The 16728-nt window shown below is 69.4% G+C and carries 19 protein-coding genes; 14 read left to right on the top strand and 5 right to left on the bottom strand.

The window, feature by feature from the left end; all coding sequences use genetic code 11:
• Nucleotides 1-29 precede the first annotated feature (29 nt).
• The 3 genes from GEV26_RS06390 (at nucleotide 30) to adhP (ending at nucleotide 3732) form a co-directional block, all read left to right on the top strand.
• A complete protein-coding gene (locus GEV26_RS06390; protein ID WP_153652289.1) occupies nucleotides 30-1043 on the top strand; it encodes a 5'-3' exonuclease in 1014 nt (337 codons plus the stop codon).
• 9 nt (nucleotides 1044-1052) lie between these two features.
• Complete coding sequence (locus tag GEV26_RS06385) at nucleotides 1053-2618, top strand: peptide chain release factor 3 (RefSeq protein WP_153652288.1); 1566 nt, start codon at nucleotides 1053-1055, stop codon at nucleotides 2616-2618.
• 103 nt (nucleotides 2619-2721) lie between these two features.
• Nucleotides 2722-3732 (top strand): alcohol dehydrogenase AdhP, encoded by a 1011-nt coding sequence (gene adhP, locus GEV26_RS06380; protein WP_153652287.1) that lies wholly within the window; start codon nucleotides 2722-2724, stop codon nucleotides 3730-3732.
• Between the two features lie 6 nt (nucleotides 3733-3738).
• Here adhP and GEV26_RS06375 read toward each other — a convergent pair whose 3' ends face one another.
• Nucleotides 3739-4209, bottom strand: a complete 471-nt coding sequence (locus tag GEV26_RS06375; RefSeq protein WP_153652286.1) for a TspO/MBR family protein — start codon at nucleotides 4207-4209, stop codon at nucleotides 3739-3741.
• 292 nt (nucleotides 4210-4501) lie between these two features.
• Between GEV26_RS06375 and GEV26_RS06370 the strand changes: the two genes are divergently transcribed.
• Nucleotides 4502-6010: an acetyl-CoA hydrolase/transferase family protein gene (locus GEV26_RS06370; protein ID WP_153652285.1), complete on the top strand. Its 1509-nt coding sequence runs from the start codon at nucleotides 4502-4504 to the stop codon at nucleotides 6008-6010.
• Between the two features lie 12 nt (nucleotides 6011-6022).
• Here GEV26_RS06370 and GEV26_RS06365 read toward each other — a convergent pair whose 3' ends face one another.
• Entirely contained in the window at nucleotides 6023-6562 is a 540-nt protein-coding gene (locus tag GEV26_RS06365) for a universal stress protein (RefSeq protein WP_153652284.1), read from the bottom strand.
• 92 nt (nucleotides 6563-6654) lie between these two features.
• Here GEV26_RS06365 and GEV26_RS18140 point away from each other — a divergent pair, with 92 nt between their 5' ends.
• Nucleotides 6655-6786, top strand: a complete 132-nt coding sequence (locus GEV26_RS18140) for a hypothetical protein (protein ID WP_255489194.1) — start codon at nucleotides 6655-6657, stop codon at nucleotides 6784-6786.
• 117 nt (nucleotides 6787-6903) lie between these two features.
• On the opposite strand, the gene GEV26_RS06360 is transcribed toward GEV26_RS18140, so the two are convergent.
• Entirely contained in the window at nucleotides 6904-7266 is a 363-nt protein-coding gene (locus GEV26_RS06360; protein WP_194839980.1) for an STAS domain-containing protein, read from the bottom strand.
• A 105-nt stretch (nucleotides 7267-7371) separates the two neighbouring features.
• Here GEV26_RS06360 and GEV26_RS06355 point away from each other — a divergent pair, with 105 nt between their 5' ends.
• Nucleotides 7372-8019, top strand: coding sequence for a GNAT family N-acetyltransferase (locus GEV26_RS06355; RefSeq protein WP_194839979.1), 648 nt, complete (start codon nucleotides 7372-7374; stop codon nucleotides 8017-8019).
• A 93-nt stretch (nucleotides 8020-8112) separates the two neighbouring features.
• A complete protein-coding gene (locus tag GEV26_RS06350; protein ID WP_153652281.1) occupies nucleotides 8113-8526 on the top strand; it encodes an SRPBCC family protein in 414 nt (137 codons plus the stop codon).
• A 15-nt stretch (nucleotides 8527-8541) separates the two neighbouring features.
• Here the strand turns inward: GEV26_RS06350 and GEV26_RS06345 are convergent, their stop codons facing one another.
• A complete protein-coding gene (locus GEV26_RS06345) occupies nucleotides 8542-9174 on the bottom strand; it encodes a TetR family transcriptional regulator (protein WP_153652280.1) in 633 nt (210 codons plus the stop codon).
• Between the two features lie 140 nt (nucleotides 9175-9314).
• Between GEV26_RS06345 and GEV26_RS06340 the strand changes: the two genes are divergently transcribed.
• From GEV26_RS06340 to GEV26_RS06310, 7 genes are read left to right on the top strand one after another with little or no spacing between them, the layout of a single operon-like run.
• Complete coding sequence (locus GEV26_RS06340) at nucleotides 9315-10403, top strand: ferredoxin reductase (protein ID WP_153652279.1); 1089 nt, start codon at nucleotides 9315-9317, stop codon at nucleotides 10401-10403.
• A 15-nt stretch (nucleotides 10404-10418) separates the two neighbouring features.
• A complete protein-coding gene (locus GEV26_RS06335; RefSeq protein WP_153652278.1) occupies nucleotides 10419-11735 on the top strand; it encodes a fatty acid desaturase family protein in 1317 nt (438 codons plus the stop codon).
• A 20-nt stretch (nucleotides 11736-11755) separates the two neighbouring features.
• Complete coding sequence (locus GEV26_RS06330; RefSeq protein ID WP_153652277.1) at nucleotides 11756-11971, top strand: hypothetical protein; 216 nt, start codon at nucleotides 11756-11758, stop codon at nucleotides 11969-11971.
• A 15-nt stretch (nucleotides 11972-11986) separates the two neighbouring features.
• A complete protein-coding gene (locus tag GEV26_RS06325) occupies nucleotides 11987-13264 on the top strand; it encodes an NAD(P)/FAD-dependent oxidoreductase (RefSeq protein WP_153652276.1) in 1278 nt (425 codons plus the stop codon).
• Entirely contained in the window at nucleotides 13261-14028 is a 768-nt protein-coding gene (locus GEV26_RS06320; protein WP_243838969.1) for a DUF1365 domain-containing protein, read from the top strand. Before GEV26_RS06325 ends, GEV26_RS06320 begins: the two co-directional genes overlap by 4 nt.
• Entirely contained in the window at nucleotides 14025-15254 is a 1230-nt protein-coding gene (locus GEV26_RS06315; protein WP_153652274.1) for an SAM-dependent methyltransferase, read from the top strand. Before GEV26_RS06320 ends, GEV26_RS06315 begins: the two co-directional genes overlap by 4 nt.
• 3 nt (nucleotides 15255-15257) lie before the next feature.
• The gene (locus GEV26_RS06310) at nucleotides 15258-15542 is read left to right on the top strand and encodes a WhiB family transcriptional regulator (protein ID WP_153652273.1); all 285 of its coding nucleotides are present in this window, start codon (nucleotides 15258-15260) and stop codon (nucleotides 15540-15542) included.
• A gap of 12 nt (nucleotides 15543-15554) precedes the next feature.
• Here the strand turns inward: GEV26_RS06310 and GEV26_RS06305 are convergent, their stop codons facing one another.
• On the bottom strand, nucleotides 15555-16703 hold the full coding sequence (locus tag GEV26_RS06305) for a DUF3152 domain-containing protein (RefSeq protein WP_153652272.1): 1149 nt from the start codon (nucleotides 16701-16703) through the stop codon (nucleotides 15555-15557).
• Between the last annotated feature and the right edge of the window lie 25 nt (nucleotides 16704-16728).

Genomic DNA, 16728 nt, shown 5'->3' with positions numbered 1-16728 from the left:
TGCGCCGCCCGTACGATGACGACCACCCCATGCCTACCGCACCAGATCGTCCCCGCAAGCTGCTGCTGGTCGTCGACGCCCCCTCGCTCCTGCACCGCAACCACCACGCGCGTGCCCACACCCAGATCACCGACCGGTCGGGCCGACCGGTGTGGGCGCTCCACGGGATGCTGTGCCAGATCCTCGAGGCGATCGACAGGTTCGCGCCCGATGCCGTGATCTTCGGGCTCGACGACCGGGCCGCGTCCGTGCGCCGGGACCTCTACCCCGACTACAAGGCAGGACGGGCCGACAAGGACGCCGCCCTCGTCGACCAGCTCGAGCGCGCCGGGGCGCTGCTCGACGCCTTGGGCCTCGCGACCCTGACTCCCCCGGGCCTCGAGGCCGACGACGTCAGCGCCGCGGGCGCCACCTGGGCGCGCGAGCACGGGTGGAGCTGCGTGATCATCACCTCGGACCGTGACGCATTCGCGCACATCAGCGAGCACACCCAGGTGCTGCGCCTCATCAACGGCGGCATCAGCGGTTCCCCGCTGCTGAACCCGGCCCGGCTGGTCACGATGTACGGCGTCGAGGCCGAGCACTACCTCGACTTCGCCGCCCTGCGCGGGGACGCCAGCGACAACCTTCCCGGGGTCGCCGGCATCGGGGAGAAGACCGCGGCGGTGCTGCTGACCCAGGCAGGCCCCATGCGCGGCGTCTGGGCGGACATCGACCAGAACGAGGGACGCGTCGTCGCTGCGACGCTGGACTCCTGGGCGGCCGAGACCGGAGCCCGCCGCATGGGCGCGACCGTGGTCCGGCGGCTCACCGCGGCCGGGGCCCGCGAGCGCTACGACTTCAACGTGCAGATCATGTCGGGACGCGACGACCTCGACCTCGGGCTGACCCCTGACGTCCCGGGCACCCCGGGGCTGCTCCCGCTCGATCCCCATCGCGTCCACACGGTCGTGGGTTATCTGGGGGTCGAGGCCACGACCTCGCTCGCGATCCGGGTGCTCAGCACGGACCCGGCCTCCGCCGCATTGCACGCAGACCGGTAAATTCGCTAGGTGCCCGACAAACGCCCCCGCCGCACCTTTGCAGTGATCAGCCACCCCGATGCCGGCAAGTCCACGCTGACCGAAGCACTCGCCCTCCACGCACGAGTCATCACCGAGGCCGGTGCCGTGCACGGAAAGGGCGACCGGCGCGCCACGGTCTCGGACTGGATGGCGATGGAGAAGGCCCGCGGGATCTCGATCACGTCCGCTGCGCTCCAGTTCGTCTACCGCGACCACGTGGTCAACCTGGTCGACACCCCCGGTCACAGCGACTTCTCCGAGGACACCTACCGCGTGCTCTCCGCGGTCGACTCGGCCGTGATGCTCGTCGACGCCGGCAAGGGGCTCGAGCCACAGACCCTCAAGCTGTTCAAGGTGTGCGCGCTCCGGGGGATCCCGGTGATCACCGTGATCAACAAGTGGGACCGGCCGGGCCTGTCACCCCTGGCCCTGATGGACGAGATCGAGCGGCAGATCAAGCTGCGTCCCACCCCGCTGACGTGGCCGGTCGGCGAGGCGGGCGACTTCCGCGGCGTCCTGGACCGCCGCACCGGCGAGTTCGTGAAGTACACGCGCACCGCCGGCGGAGCCACCCGCGCGCCGGAGCGCCGGATGTCGGCCGACGAGGTCGAGGACGTCGACGCGGAGGCCTGGGCAGCGGCGATGGACGAGCACGAGCTGCTCGGTCTCGACGATGCCGATCACGACCAGAAGCGGTTCCTCGCCGGCGAGACCACGCCGGTCATGTTCGCCTCCGCGCTGCAGAACTTCGGCGTGGCCCAGCTGCTGGACCTGCTGCTGGACCTGGCCCCCGCGCCGAGCGCGACGGCCGGCGTGGACGGCTCGGTCAGGGAGGTCGAGGACGACTTCAGTGCCTTCGTGTTCAAGGTGCAGTCGGGCATGAACAGCTCCCACCGGGACCGGATGGCGTACGCGCGTGTGGTGTCCGGGACCTTCGAGCGCGGCATGATCGTCACCCACGCCTCGACGGGCCGGCCCTTCGCGACGAAGTACGCGCAGTCGCTGTTCGGCCGTGAGACCAGCGCCGTCGAGGAGGCCTCGCCGGGCGACATCATCGGCTTCGTCAACGCACAGGCGCTGCGGGTCGGTGACACGGTGCACCTCGGCGACAAGATCGAGTACCCGCCGGTGCCCAGCTTCGCGCCCGAGCACTTCATGACCGCGACCGCGCGCGACATCGGACGCTACAAGCAGTTCCGTCGGGGCATCGAGCAGCTCGACCAGGAAGGCGTGGTCCAGGTCCTGCGGTCGGACCTGCGCGGCGACCAGAGCCCGGTGCTCGCCGCGGTCGGCCCGCTGCAGTTCGAGGTCGTCGAGGAGCGCATGACACACGAGTTCAACTCGCCCATCCGACTGACCCGGCTGGACTACCAGGTGGCACGCCGCACCGACGCCGACGGCGCCCAGGAGCTGCGCGGCGCGCGCGGTTGTGAGGTCCTGCAGCGCACGGACGGCACGTACCTCGCCCTCTTCATCGACAAGTGGCGGGCCAACAACGCAGCTCGTGAGCACCCCGACGTCCTGCTCGAGGAGCTGCCAGCAGGCGGCGCCTGAGACACGCGGCTGAGGACCTAGGTCCATCACGTCAGGGCAGTCGGCCCTACGGCACCAGGCCGGCGCGCGACAGGCTGAGACTCCCGAGGCCCGAGGAGTCCCGATGAAAGCTGCCGTCGTCACCGAGCTGGGCCAGCCCCTGGAGCTGCAGGAGCGCCCCGTCCCCGACCCCGGACCCGGGCAGGCGGTCGTGCGCATCGAGGCCTCCGGGCTGTGCCACACCGACATCCACGCGGCACACGGGGACTGGCCGGTCAAGCCCGCCCCGCCGTTCGTGCCGGGCCACGAGGGCGTGGGCATCATCACCGGTCTCGGCGAGGGCGTCACCGAGCGAGCGGTCGGTGACCGGGTCGCGATCGCGTGGCTCGGTCACGCGTGCGGTCACTGCCGCTACTGCATCGACGGCCGCGAGACCCTGTGCGAGCGGCAGGAGAACAGCGGCTACTCGATCGACGGCGCCTATGCCGAGTACGCGCTCGTCGACGCCGCGTTCGCGGTCCGCGTGCCAGAAGGAGTCTCCCCCGTCGACGCCGCACCGCTGAGCTGTGCGGGCGTCACGTCGTACAAGTCGGTCAAGGTCGCGCACGTGCAACCGGGCGAGAAGGTGGCCGTGTTCGGCATCGGCGGTCTCGGCCATCTCGCGGTGCAGTACGCACGCCTGGTCGGCGCAGTCGTCATCGCCGTCGACATCGACGACGCGAAGCTCGAGCTCGCGACGTCCCTCGGTGCCGACCACGTCGTCAACGCGGCCGAGGTGGACCCGGTGACGGCGATCGCCACCCTCGGCGGTGCGGACGTCTCCCTCGCGTACGCCGTGTCGCCCACCTCGTTCGACCAGGCCTTTGCCTCCCTCAACCGCGGGGGGCGGCTCGTCTGCGTCGCGCTGCCTGCCGAGGGGGTCATGAGCATCCCGATCTTCCTCACTGTCCTCAAGGGCATCCAGATCATCGGCTCGATCGTCGGCACCCGCCAGGACCTGGCCGAGGTGTTCGACCTGCACGCCCGTGGACGTACGCGGGTGATCGCGGAGACCCGCCGCCTCGACCAGGTCAACGAGGCGATGGCCCAGGTGCTCGCCGGGGAGGTCTCCGCGCGTCTCGTCTTCGAGATGTAGCGGCGTTCAGCTGTTCTTGCGCCAGATCGCCGTGGTCAGGATCGTCGCGAAGCTGTTCCACAGCGCGTAGGGCACCAGCAGCCAGCCGGCCCGCGGCGAGGCCTTGCCCGCCGACCGGGCGAGATCGGCCGTGCTGGTGGCGAGCGCGCCGGCCACCACGATGGACGGGACGAGGCGGTGCCCGCGGAAGAACGACCAGCACCAGCCCGCGTTGAGGACCATGTTGGCCGCCAGCTTGCCGCGATAGGCCCGTGACTGCTCGGGCGTCATGTGGGACTGGGCGTCGGCGGAGGCCAGCGCGATCTGGGCGTACAGCGCGGTCCACACGACCGGGAACACCGCCGGAGGCGGCTGGATCGCCGGCTTGCGCAGGGTGCGATACCAGGCGCTCCTGGTGCCAGTGGCGGTGGCCACGGACCCGAGAGCCGCTGCGGCGACCGGCAGACCGATGCTGGTGGCGAGCGTTCGAGATTCCATCCGGCCAGCCTAGACACGGCGTGGTCCTCGCACATCTCAGAACGACACGACCCGAACGGGGAGGCACCCCGGCCCCTTGCGGGACCGGGGTGCAGAAGAGGCGGACGTCCCGTCTGCGTAAGTCGGGGGTGCCGTCTTCGTAGGGGGGTCGCCTGCCGCCCGTCGCCGGAGCGGTGGGCTTGCCACACGTTAACCCCGCAGCCGCTGAATTTCCAGGGTCTTTCGGGGGTTGACGCAGCCGAGGGCGCATGCGGGTCGCGGGGGCGGAGGCGCGCCCAGCACAATGGAGCCCATGTCCGCGCGGATCACCTGCCCCGTCCTGAGCACCCGAGTGACCAGTGCGGAGGACGCTGCCTCGCACATCCACCACGGCGACAACGTCGGGTTCAGCGGGTTCACGGGTGCCGGCTACCCCAAGGCGACTCCCGCAGCCCTGCACGACCAGATCGTCGCTGCCCACGACCGCGGTGACGAGTTCCGCATCGGCCTGTGGACGGGGGCATCGACCGCGCCGGACGCCGACGGGGTGCTGGCGGAGGCGCACGGAGTCTCGAGCCGACTTCCCTACAACTCCGATCCGGTCATGCGCCGGCTCATCAACACCGGCGAGGTCGACTACATCGACGCCCACCTCAGCCACTCCGCGCAGCACATGTGGTTCGGCTTCTACGGAAACCTGGACGTCGCGGTCATCGAGGTCACCGCGGTGCTCCCCGGCGGTCTGCTCGTCCCGAGCGGGTCCGTGGGCAACAACAAGACGTGGCTGGACCAGGCGGACCGGGTCATCCTCGAGGTGAACCACTGGCAGCCCCGTGAGCTCGAGGGCTTCCACGACATCTACTACGGCACGGCCCTGCCTCCCATGCGCCAGCCGATCCCTCTGACCGACCCGATGCAGCGCATCGGCGAGCCCTATCTGCGGGTCGACCCCGCCAAGGTGGTGGCGGTCGTGGAGACGGACCGACCCGATCGCAACACGCCGTTCGCGCCGAGCGACGCGACCTCGGCCGCGATCGCCGAGCACGTCGTGGACTTCTTGCGGCACGAGGTCTCGGCGGGCCGGATGCCCCCCGGCCTGCTGCCCCTGCAGTCAGGCGTGGGCAACGTCGCGAACGCGGTCCTGGCGGGACTCGACGGCAGCGAGTTCACAGACCTGGTCGCGTTCACCGAGGTGATCCAGGACGGGATGCTCGACCTGCTCGACAGCGGGACGCTGCGCGCGGCGTCCGCGACCTCGTTCGGCCTGTCCGAGATCGGCGTCCGCCGCTTCATGGACCACATCGACGCGTACAAGGGCCGCATCCTGCTGCGCAGCGAGGAGATCTCGAACCACCCGGAGCTGGTCCGCCGGCTCGGGATCATCGCGATGAACGGGATGCTCGAGGCCGATCTCTACGGCAACGTCAACTCGACCCATGTGATGGGCAGCGCGATCATGAACGGGATCGGCGGCAGCGGCGACTTCGCCCGCAACGCCTTCCTCAACTTCTTCCTCACCCCGTCGACGGCCAAGAACGGGGCGATCTCCGCGATCGTGCCCATGGTCAGCCATGTCGACCACACCGAGCACGACGTGCAGGTGATCGTCACCGAGCACGGCATCGCCGACCTGCGGGGCTCCTCGCCCAACGACCGCGCGGTCAAGATCATCGAGCGGTGCGCCGACCCGAGGTTCCGGCCGGCCCTGCAGGACTATCTCGATCGCGCGCGAGCCGAGCGCCCCGAGGCGCGGCACACGCCGCACCTGCTCGACGAGGCGCTCAGCTGGCACCAGCGCTATCTCGACACCGGCAGCATGTGAGCCGCTGCCGGCTCAGTCGAGCTTGAGCTCGCTGAGCAGGGCGCGCTCCATCTCCTCGGTGTCGGACGTGGTCTCGGGCTCCGGGATGTTGCCGCCGACCGCCTTGTCGACGAGCACGGGGCACTTCGCGTAGCGCACGACCTGGTCGCTGGTCGAGCCGAGCAGCAGCCCCGGGAAGCCGCCGCGTCCGCGGCTGCCCACGACCACGAGGTCCGCCTGGTCCGAGGCCTCGACGATCCGCTCGGCGGCGCTGCCGTGGACGACCGCCGCGGTGATCGGCACGTCGGGGTTGTCGGCTCGCACACCGGCGACGTCCTTCTCGAGGGCGGCGAGGGTCGCGGCCTCGAAGTCCTCGAACGGCGGCATGTATCCGGGCGCAGCAGTCTCGGGACGAGGTGCGGTGCTGATGGTCCAGGCGCGGACCACCGTGACCGGCTTGCCCAGTCCGGCGGCCACGCGGACCGCGGTGCGCAGGGCCGCCTCGGCGGGAACAGATCCGTCGTGGGCCACCAGGACGCCGCCGTGGAGTTCAATCTTCTTCGATACGCTCATGCTCCACGATATCCCGCCGAGGCGATGCGTGGCGGACCCGGGCTTGAGCCGCCGAGGGCGGGGTACGAGCGGGGTGACCGAGAGGAGATCTCATGACCACACCGCACCCCGAGCAGCCCGCCGAGGGACCCGACGACCCGGCGCACACCGAGGCACCGGACTCGTCCCCCGCCGAGGGCGACGACTCAGCCGAGCAGGACCCGGACGCCACGTCCATCGAGTGACGTGCTGACCGGCGGGGCGGTCGGCTACGCTGGTCTCAGCACCGGCCGCCCTATCTAGCGGCACGGGCTCGACGTCCCCGGCCGCACCAACGGCGCGGGGACACTTTTCTTGTGGGGCTAGGCGGGCTCGGCGGGATCGTCCTCGGCGGCGAGGGCCTCCAGGGTCGGCCGGATGCGGAATGCCTGCTCCAGACCCGCGAGCTTGAAGATCGCGAGGACGCGTCGCGTCGAGGCGATGATGTCGACGGTCCCGCGGCGCAGGTGCATCTTCTTGCGGGCCAGCACGAACACACCGAGACCGACCGAGTCCACGAACGTGACGCGGCTCAGGTCGAACACGAGCCTGCTCGCTCCGGTGTCGGTCGCCTCGATCATGGCGTTACGCAGCACGGATGCGGTGGCGATGTCGATCTCGCCGACCACGTCGAGGATGACGTACGGGTGCTCGTCCCGGATCGCCACCGTCAGGTCCTGTGTCATACGTGCTCCCCCGCGTGCTCGTCCATCGTCCTCATGCATGTCACTCACACGGCTGCTGCACAACCAGTCACGATCCTAGCGAATCCGGCGTGCAAGGATCCGGACATGGCCATCGACGACCCGACAGAGCTGATCGACGCATGGCTCACGACGTGGGCGAGCATCCGCGGCATCCGCCGGACCGAGCTCGACGGCTGGCCGCTCATGCACGTCGCATCGCCGAGCCGGGAGACAGAGCTCGTCTGCCTCGATCCGGGAGTCGAGACGTTCACGGACCTGACGCGACACGTCGCCGGGGACCCGCGCGCGATGCTGACCGTCGTGGGCCGCGACGTCGGCCCCTACCTCACCGCGCGGCTGCCCCCGGGCGTCCGCATCGACCGGGACGACGAGACCCTGATGTCGGCAGACCTGACGGACGAGGACGTCCCTCCCCTGGCCCACGGCCTCACGTTCCGGTGGACGGTCGACGCCCACCGCACGACCTACTCGGTCGAGGCAGGCGAGACTGTCGCGGCCGAGGGCTCGGTCGGGGTGCACGACGGCTGGGCGACCTTCGACGCGGTCGAGACGACTCCGGCGTTCCAACGACGGGGTCTCGGCCGGCACGTCATGACGACGCTGACCCGTCAGGCGGTGGGACGCGGCGCGACCCGCGGCGTCCTCGCGGCCTCGGCGCAGGGCAGGAGTCTCTACACCGCCCTCGGGTGGCAACCCCGGCTCGAGATGCTGTCGCTGATGGGCCACGAGTGACGAGTGAGAAATGCCTCACTGCAACAATGGGGCACTGAGCCCCGGCTCAGGGTTGAATGACAGATACCGTTTTTGTCGTACCAGAGGACATCCATGCCCCGCATCTCACGTCGTACGTTCGTCGCCGCACCGGCAGACGTCGTCTGGTCCATGGCCAACGACTTCTCTCAGTGGCACCCCAAGCTCCGCATCTACGCCGACGGCCCGGAGGCCCCGGCCGATCTCGTGGTGACCGTCGTGGAGCAGGACGACGAAGGCATGACCCTCTCGTACCACATGCCCGACCCGCCGTTCCCGATCAAGGACCACCGCGCCACGATCCTCGTCGAGGACGCCGGCCACCAGTGCGCGTACGTCACGTGGTCGGCCGAGTTCAGCGCCGAGCCCACGGTCCTGGCGCAGCTCGAGGACTCGATCGGCGACGACATCTTCGCCCAGGCCCTCGACAACCTCGCCACCGCGGCGCAGGACTCGTTCGGCGCGCAGCAGGTCGCCCGCACCAGCTGACACCTGCCGGGCGGTTCAGCTGCGCCAGTCGCGGAACCCGATGACGATCAGCCGCATCTGCCGGCGCGCGCCCTCCTTGATCTTCTCCTCGAGGTCGGGCCGGTTGTCGGGCATCGCGACGACCTCCTCGGCGTTCGAGACCATGTTGCGCACGAACAGCCGCGAGACCATCTGGACGTCCTCGGACGACCAGTTCTCGATGTTGGGCAACCGCGCCAGCACGACGGCGAGCTCGCTGACGAACAGCTCGAGCTCGTGATTGATCGCCCGGCTGACCGCCTCGGAGCCACCGACGCGCTCGCGGGCGACGAAGGCGAAGTGGGCCTTGCTCTGCTTGACCGTCTCGACCAGGACCACGGCTGCGGCGTCGATGATGTTCTCGAACACCTGCGGATCGCGCTGGGCCTCGCGGATCATCCGTCGCAGCGTCGAGAACGACTGCTCGACCAGTGCCAGTCCGAGCTCGTCCATCGAGTCGAAGTGCCGGTAGAAGGCCGTGGGCACGATGCCGGCGTGGCGGGCCACCTGGCGCAGGCTGATCTGCGCGAAGCCCTGCGTCTGGGCGAGCTCGAGCGCGGAGCTGAGGATCGCCTGTCGGGTGCGCTCCTTCTGCTCCTGGCGCGAGGCTGTCTGCGCCGACTCGGTCATGCCGTCAGGGTAGCGCGGGGCTTTCGGTGCACAGGTGTCGCGATGGTGCGTCAGGTCACGCGGCGTGTCGGTTGCGCCCGGCGGGCACCTCGTGCAGACTTTGAGTGTACGCACGTTCACTCAACCCGTGAGGGGTCCGCATGGGCATCATCCGCAAGGCGCTCACCTCGCGCCCGGTTGCGTCCCTGACCTCTCCGTTCACGGTCGATCACTACCTCGAGCAGATCCACCCGATGCTCGCGGCCGGCAACGTCCGCGCCCGCGTCGTGGAGGTCCGCCGTGAGACCGGCGTCGCCAGCACCGTCGTCATGCGCCCCAACGGCGCGTGGGAGGGCTTCCGTCCCGGCCAGCACGTCCAGTTCGGCGTCGAGGTCGACGGCAAGCGTCGCGTGCGCGTCTTCTCGGTCTCCAGCTCGCAGACCGCGGGCAAGGGCACGTTCAGCGTCTCGGTGAAGGCGCACCCCGACGGCTACGTCTCGCAGTTCCTGCACCACGAGCTCCAGCCCGGCACGATCGTCTTCCTGTCGCAGGCCGAGGGCGAGTTCGTCCTCCCCCGCGAGGTCTCCTCCCCGCTCCTGCTCGTCAGCGGCGGATCGGGCGCGACCCCCGTCATGTCGATGCTCCGCACGCTGCGCGACACCCACCACACGGGCGACGTCACGTTCCTGCACTATGCGCGCTCCCGCGACGACGAGATGTTCACCGACGAGCTCGACGAGATCGCCGCGACATCCGACTTCCGGGTCGTGCGGGTCTACACGCGCGAGCCCGAGCCGGGAGCCGAGCTCGCTGGCCGGTTCCACGTCGACCACCTCAAGCACCTCGGCATCGACCCGTCGACCACCCTGACCTACGCGTGCGGCCCTGCGGGGCTCATCGCGTCGGTCCGTGACACCTACGACGAGCTCGGCGCCGCCGAGCAGCTGCACGTCGAGTACTTCAAGGTGCCGAGCGTCGACCTCGGCGCTGCGGACGCGACCGGCGCGCTCACGTTCGACGACGCCGGTATCGAGGCCCCCAACAGCGGTGCCACGATCCTCGTCCAGGCCGAGGAAGCGGGCCTCAAGCCCGAGTTCGGCTGCCGCATGGGCGTCTGCAACACCTGCGCCGTCAAGAAGAACAGCGGCGCCGTCCGCCACGTCGTCAGCGGCGAGATCAACGCAAGCACCGACGAGACCATCAAGATCTGTGTCCAGGTCCCCATCGGCGACGTCAACGTCGCCCTCTGAGCCAAGGAGATCACCATGGCCGCCCTCACGACCGCCATCACCCGCAAGTTCACCAAGAACGCGCCCATCAAGCCGCGGAGTGCGAGCAACCACAACACCGCTCCCCTGACGCTGATCAACCCGGCGTCCGAGAGGCCGGCCACGATCGGTCTGGACTACATGACGTACGAGCAGCTCGAGGAGTTCGGGCGTGAGCTCGACGCCGTGCGCCAGCGCGTGCTCGACGACCTGGGACAGAAGGACGCCGACTACATCCGCCGGGTCATCCGCATCCAGCGTGGCGCCGAGGTCGTGGGTCGCATCGGCATCTTCATGCCGTTCTTCCCGCCGGCGTTCATCGCAGGCATCGGCTCGCTCGCCGTGGCCAAGATCCTCGACAACATGGAGATCGGCCACAACGTCATGCACGGCCAGTACGACTGGATGAACGATCCGATGATCGACGGCGCCCGCTACGAGTGGGACAACATCGCGCCGGCCCAGGACTGGAAGCACGGCCACAACTACATCCACCACACGTACACCAACATCCACGGCATGGACCGGGACATCGGCTACAACATGTTCCGCATCGACGAGGACCAGCCGTGGTACCCCAGCCACCGCTTCAACCTGCCGCTCGCGACCGCCCTGATGATGGTGTTCGAGTGGGGCATCATGTACCACGGCGTCGAGCTCGACCAGTACCTGCACGGCAAGATCTCCAAGGAGGACTTCGAGGGCCGCAAGAAGCGCGCGTTCAAGAAGATCCGCAAGCAGGTCTTCAAGGACTACATCGCCTGGCCGGCACTCGGGCTGGCCCTCGTCCCGTTCATGGGCTGGTGGGCGCCGGTCGCGATCCTCGGCGCGAACGTCGCGGCCAACGTCATCCGCAACGTGTGGACCTTCCTGATCATCTTCTGCGGCCACTTCCCGGCCGAGGTGGAGACGTTCAAGGAAGAGGACGCGCAGAACGAGAACCGTGGCCAGTGGTACCTGCGCCAGCTGCTGGGCTCGGCCAACATCACCGGTCGCAAGCCGTTCCACGTCATGACCGGCAACCTGAGCTACCAGATCGAGCACCACCTGTTCCCCGACATCCCGGCCCGTCGCTACCCCGAGGTCGCCGAGGACGTCAACCGTCTGGTCGAGAAGTACGGCCTGCACTACAACACGGGTCGGCTCTCCAAGCAGCTCGGCAGCGTCATCCGCCAGCTGGCCAAGCTCGGCAAGAAGCCCAGCGATCCCTACAAGATCGGCAACAGCCCCGAGAGCAAGGCGCTGCGCCGCGCCAAGCGTGAAGAGGCCGCACGTCGCCTTGAGACCGCTGGTGCGTCACACTTGGCCTCCTAGGTCAATCAGGAGGGGACGCCATGGCGCTGAGTCGGCGAGAGATCGTCAAGGACGTCCTGCAGCAGTCGACCGAGGCGGCCATCGGCAGTGCCGGCCACGTCGTGGCCATCTTGTTCGACACGGCTCGACAGATCACGCGTGAGGTCGGCGCGTTCGGCACGGAGATCTTCGAGATCGCCGAGGCGAGCAAACGGGCCAACGAGGACGTCGAGGACACCCATCCGGCTGCCGGTTAGCGACGAATCCCCGACATGGAATCGTCCTCTGCCCGGCGCCGGGTCGCTGTCATCGGATCCGGCGTCTCGGGTCTCACCGCCGCCTATCTCCTTCGCCGGGACCACGACGTCACGGTCTTCGAGTCCGACGGGCGGGTCGGTGGCCACGCCCACACCCACACGGTCGAGGGTGCGGACGCGACCCACCGCGTCGACAGCGGCTTCATCGTCCACAACGACCGGACCTATCCCCTGCTGCGGCGCCTCTTCGCGGAGCTCGACGTCGAGGTGCACCCCACCGAGATGAGCATGAGCATCCGCTGCGACGGCTGCGGGCTCGAGTACGCCGGCGGGCGCGGCGGCAAGGGCGTGTTCGCCCAGAGGCGACGCCTCCTGGACGTGCGCCACCTGCGCCTGCTGCTCGCGGTGAAGAGGTTCGGGCGACTGGCCAACCGGCTGCTCGACTCCGAGGAGTCACCGACGGACCCCCTGACGTACGGGGACTTCCTGCGCATCAACGGCTTCTCGGACCACTTCATCTCCCACTACGCGATCCCGGTCGTGTCGTGCGTGTGGTCGTCCGGGCACGAGACCGCGTTGTCCTACCCCGCGCGCTATCTGTTCGAGTTCCTCAAGCACCACGGCTTCTTGTCCATCAAGGGCTCGCCCCAGTGGTTCACGGTCGTCGGCGGATCGGGCACGTACGTCGACAAGGTCGTCGACGCGATCGGCGACGTGCGCACCGGGGTCGGCATCCGGTCGGTCACCCGCAAGCCCGACCAGGTCGAGCTGATCGACACCAACGGCGACCTCCACCACGCCGATGCCGTGGTCATCGCCACGCACGCGAACGACGCGCTCGCGCTGCTCACCGATCCCAGCGACGAGGAGCGCCGCGTGCTGGGGGCGTTCGCCTACTCCGACAACGAGGTCGTGCTGCACCGCGACCCGTCGCTGCTGCCCGGCGCCGAGGCGGCGCGCTCGGCCTGGAACTACCGGATGGACGACTGCTCGACCCGCAGCGAGCACTCGGCCGTCACCTACTGGATGAACCGGCTGCAGGGCATCGAGAGCACCGACCCGTTCCTCGTGACCCTCAACTCGACCGAGAGCATCGATCCCACGACCGTCGTGGCGACCATGGCGTACACGCACCCGATCTACACCACGGAGTCGGTGGCCGCCCAGGCCGGTCTCGCGGCCCTCTCGAGCGAGCAGACCGTGTTCGCGGGGGCGTACCACGGTTGGGGATTCCACGAGGACGGTTGCCGCTCGGGCGTCGCGGCTGCGGAGGCGCTGGGATCCCCATGGTGAGCACGGTCCAGCCCGAGGGCGGGCTCCGGACGCTCCCCCAGCTGCCGGCCCTGGTGGAGGGCACCGTCGCGCACACCCGGCGCACCCCGCTGCGTCACCGGTTCTCGCACCGCGTCTACCAGTGGCTGGTCGACGTGGACGACCTGCCGCGCATGGGCCGCCCGTTCAGCGCGTTCTCGACGTTCCGCGCCGCGGACCACATCGGCGACCCCGGCGCCACGATCCGCGCCAACATCGAGCGGTTCTGCGCCGCCCACGGCGTTGACGTGACCGGCTGCCGACTGCTGATGCTCGCCAACGCGCGAGTGCTGGGTCACACGTTCGACCCGCTCAGCGTCTTCTGGGCCATCGCACCGGACGGATCGCTGGCCTGCATCGTCGCGGAGGTGCACAACACGTACGGCGAGCGGCACGCGTACCTCCTGCAGCCCGACGACGCCGGCCGCACCGAGGTCGACAAGGCGTTCTACGTCTCGCCGTTCTTCGCGGTCGAGGGCAGGTACGACCTGCGATTCGTGCTGGCAGCCGAGCAGATCTCGTCCAGCATCGTGCTGCGTCACGACGGCGAGGCGGTGTTCAGCGCGACCTTCCGCGGGACGCCCCGACCGGCCACCCGGCGGCACCTCGCAGAACTTCTCATCAAGATGCCATTCATGACCCATCGCACCAGCCTTCTGATCCGAATACACGGTGCATGGCTCTGGATCCGCAGACTGCCGGTCGTTCCGCGACCGGCGTACGAACCGCAGGAAGGCACCCGATGACGCAGCTCGCCACCGCTCGTTGGCCCGGCATCGCCCACACCCCTCGCACCCCGCTCAAGGCGCGCGCCGCACGTGCCATCCTCCGCCCGACGGCCAAGCACGTCCCGGTCCGTCTGACGTTCTCCGACGGGACGGTCTGGGGCGCGGGCGACGCGTCCTCGCCCGAGATGCGCATCGTGCGCCCCAAGGCGTTCTTCGCGCGGCTCGGCGCCGGCAGCAAGATCGGCTTCGGCGAGGCCTACATGGCCGGCGACTGGACGGCCGGCCCCGACACCGACCTGGCCGACCTCCTGCGGCCGTTCGCCGAGCGCATGGCCACGATCGTGCCGGTGCCCCTGCAGAAGTTCCGGGTCTTCGTCGACGAGAAGCTGCCGCACCAGCAGCGCAACTCGCTGACCGGCTCGAAAAAGAACATCGAGGCCCACTACGACCTGTCCAACGATCTGTTCGCGCAGTTCCTCGACCCCTCGATGACGTACTCGGCCGCCTGGTTCGCGACGCCCGACCAGGACCTCGAGGCCGCCCAGATGCACAAGATCGACGGCATCCTCGACCAGGCCGGCGTCACCGCCGGCACCCGGCTGCTCGAGATCGGCAGCGGCTGGGGCGCCCTCGCGATCCGCGCGGCCCAGCGCGGCGCCGACGTCACCACGATCACGCTGTCCAAGGAGCAGGCCGTCCTCGCGGAGGAGCGGTTCGCCGACGCAGGCGTCGAGGTCGACCTGCGGCTCATGGACTATCGCGAGGTCACCGGTCAGTACGACGCGATCGTCAGCGTCGAGATGATCGAGGCGGTCGGCGAGGAGTACTGGCCGACGTACTTCGCCACGATCGACCGGCTCCTGGCCCCCGGCGGCAAGGTCTCGATCCAGGCCATCACGATGGCCCACCACCGCTACCTGGCCACGCGCGACTCGTACGGCTGGATCCAGAAGTACATCTTCCCGGGCGGCCTGATCCCGTCCCTCGAGGCGATCGACCACACGCTGGCCGATCACACGACGCTCGCGGTGACCGACCAGCGGTCGCTGGGTCAGGACTACGCCCGCACGTTGCGACAGTGGCGCGAGAGGTTCAACGCCAACTGGGCCACGATCCACGACCAGGGCTTCGACGAGACGTTCAGACGGATGTGGGAGTTCTACCTGGCGTACTGCGAGGCGGGCTTCGCGGCCGGCTACATCGACGTCTTCCAGCTGCGCATGTCGCGCCCGAGCGAGGTGTGAGCCATGGCTTCCATCTCGCGTCTGCCGATGCCCATCCAGGAGACCTACGAGTGGCAGTACGACGGTGCGTGCCGCGGGGCCGACCCGGAGACGTTCTTCTCCCCCGACGCCGAGCGCGGACCCCGTCGCCGCGCCCGCGAGTCGGCCGCCAAGGCCCTGTGCGCGGTGTGCCCGGTCGTGCAGCAGTGCCTCGAGCACGCGCTGGCCGTCCGCGAGCCGTACGGCGTCTGGGGCGGTCTGACGATCAACGAGCGCGACAGCATCCTCCAGGCACAGAAGGCCGGCTAGCCTCCGCCCCGGTCACCAGCCGTAGCGGGGGGCGTGGAGCTCGTTCTTCTTGGGCCACGGGTTGATCGTGCAGCCGCCGAGCCCCTTGGACTGCTGCTGCATCACCGGCGCGGCCTGGCCCTTGCCTCCGCACCCCACGTGGCCGCGACCGAACCAGTGCCCGGTCTCGTGGTTGACCACCAGGTGGCGATAGCTGCGCACCGATCCCTTGCGGGATTTCCAGGCCGGGCTGGCCTTGAGCCAGCGGGTCTGGTTGATGATGACGTTGCGTCCCACCCGGCAGCTGTAGGTCGAGCTGCACCCGGAGGAGAAGCTCGGGACCTTCGAGGCCTGGCTGAGCACGAGGGTGAAGTCACCGCCCTTCGACACCCGCTTGAACCGCACACCCATCGCGCGCCAGCCCCGCGGGTCGTCATACGTCTCCTGGGCCTGCCTCTTGAACGTCGTCAGGCTCGTGCTGATCGAGCCGCGGGTCGCGACCCGGTAGGTGACGACCTTGCGGACGCTGCGGACGTGCTGCCCGGTCACCGCGGTCGATCGTGCCGTCGCGGTCGAGTAGCCGGTGCGCTTGGCCTTGACCCGGAAGCGGATCTTCGCGCCCACGTCCGAGGGACCGACCGTGTGGTGGCGGCCCGTGGCACCGCTGATGGGCTTGTCGTTGCGCAGCCAGCGGTACTCCAACCGCACACCTCGTGACCACGACCCCGATGTGCCGGTGAGCCGGTGCCCGTACCTGGGGCTGCCCGAGATCTTCGGCCGAGCCGTGCGGGTGATCGTTCCCTTCGCGACCGGGCGGGTCCTGGCGCTGGTCGCCGCCACGGGCGCCGAGCCGTCCCGGGTCGCCGTCACCCGCACCGCGTACGTCCGCCCGATGTCGTTCGTGCTCGTGAGCCGGCGCGTGACGTTGGCCGGTGAGTCGCTCCCGACCGGTGCGCCGTCACGCAGCCACTGGTACGAGAACGTGACGTCGCCGGGCGTCCACGCACCGGGGACCGCAGTCAGCGTCCCGTCGTACTGCGCGCGTCCGGACACGGTCGGCGTGCCGGGCACGATGGCCTCGTCCGCCGCGCTGGCAGGTGCGGCGAGCAGCGAGGCCGCCAGCACCGTGATGACCAGGGCGATGACCGCCCGGACGCTCCTGCGCATGATCGTGCTCCCCACGTCGACAGCTTCCGACGATACTCGC

Source organism: Aeromicrobium yanjiei, assembly GCF_009649075.1.
GTDB lineage: Bacteria > Actinomycetota > Actinomycetes > Propionibacteriales > Nocardioidaceae > Aeromicrobium > Aeromicrobium yanjiei.
This window is presented reverse-complemented; position numbering and strand designations above follow the sequence as displayed.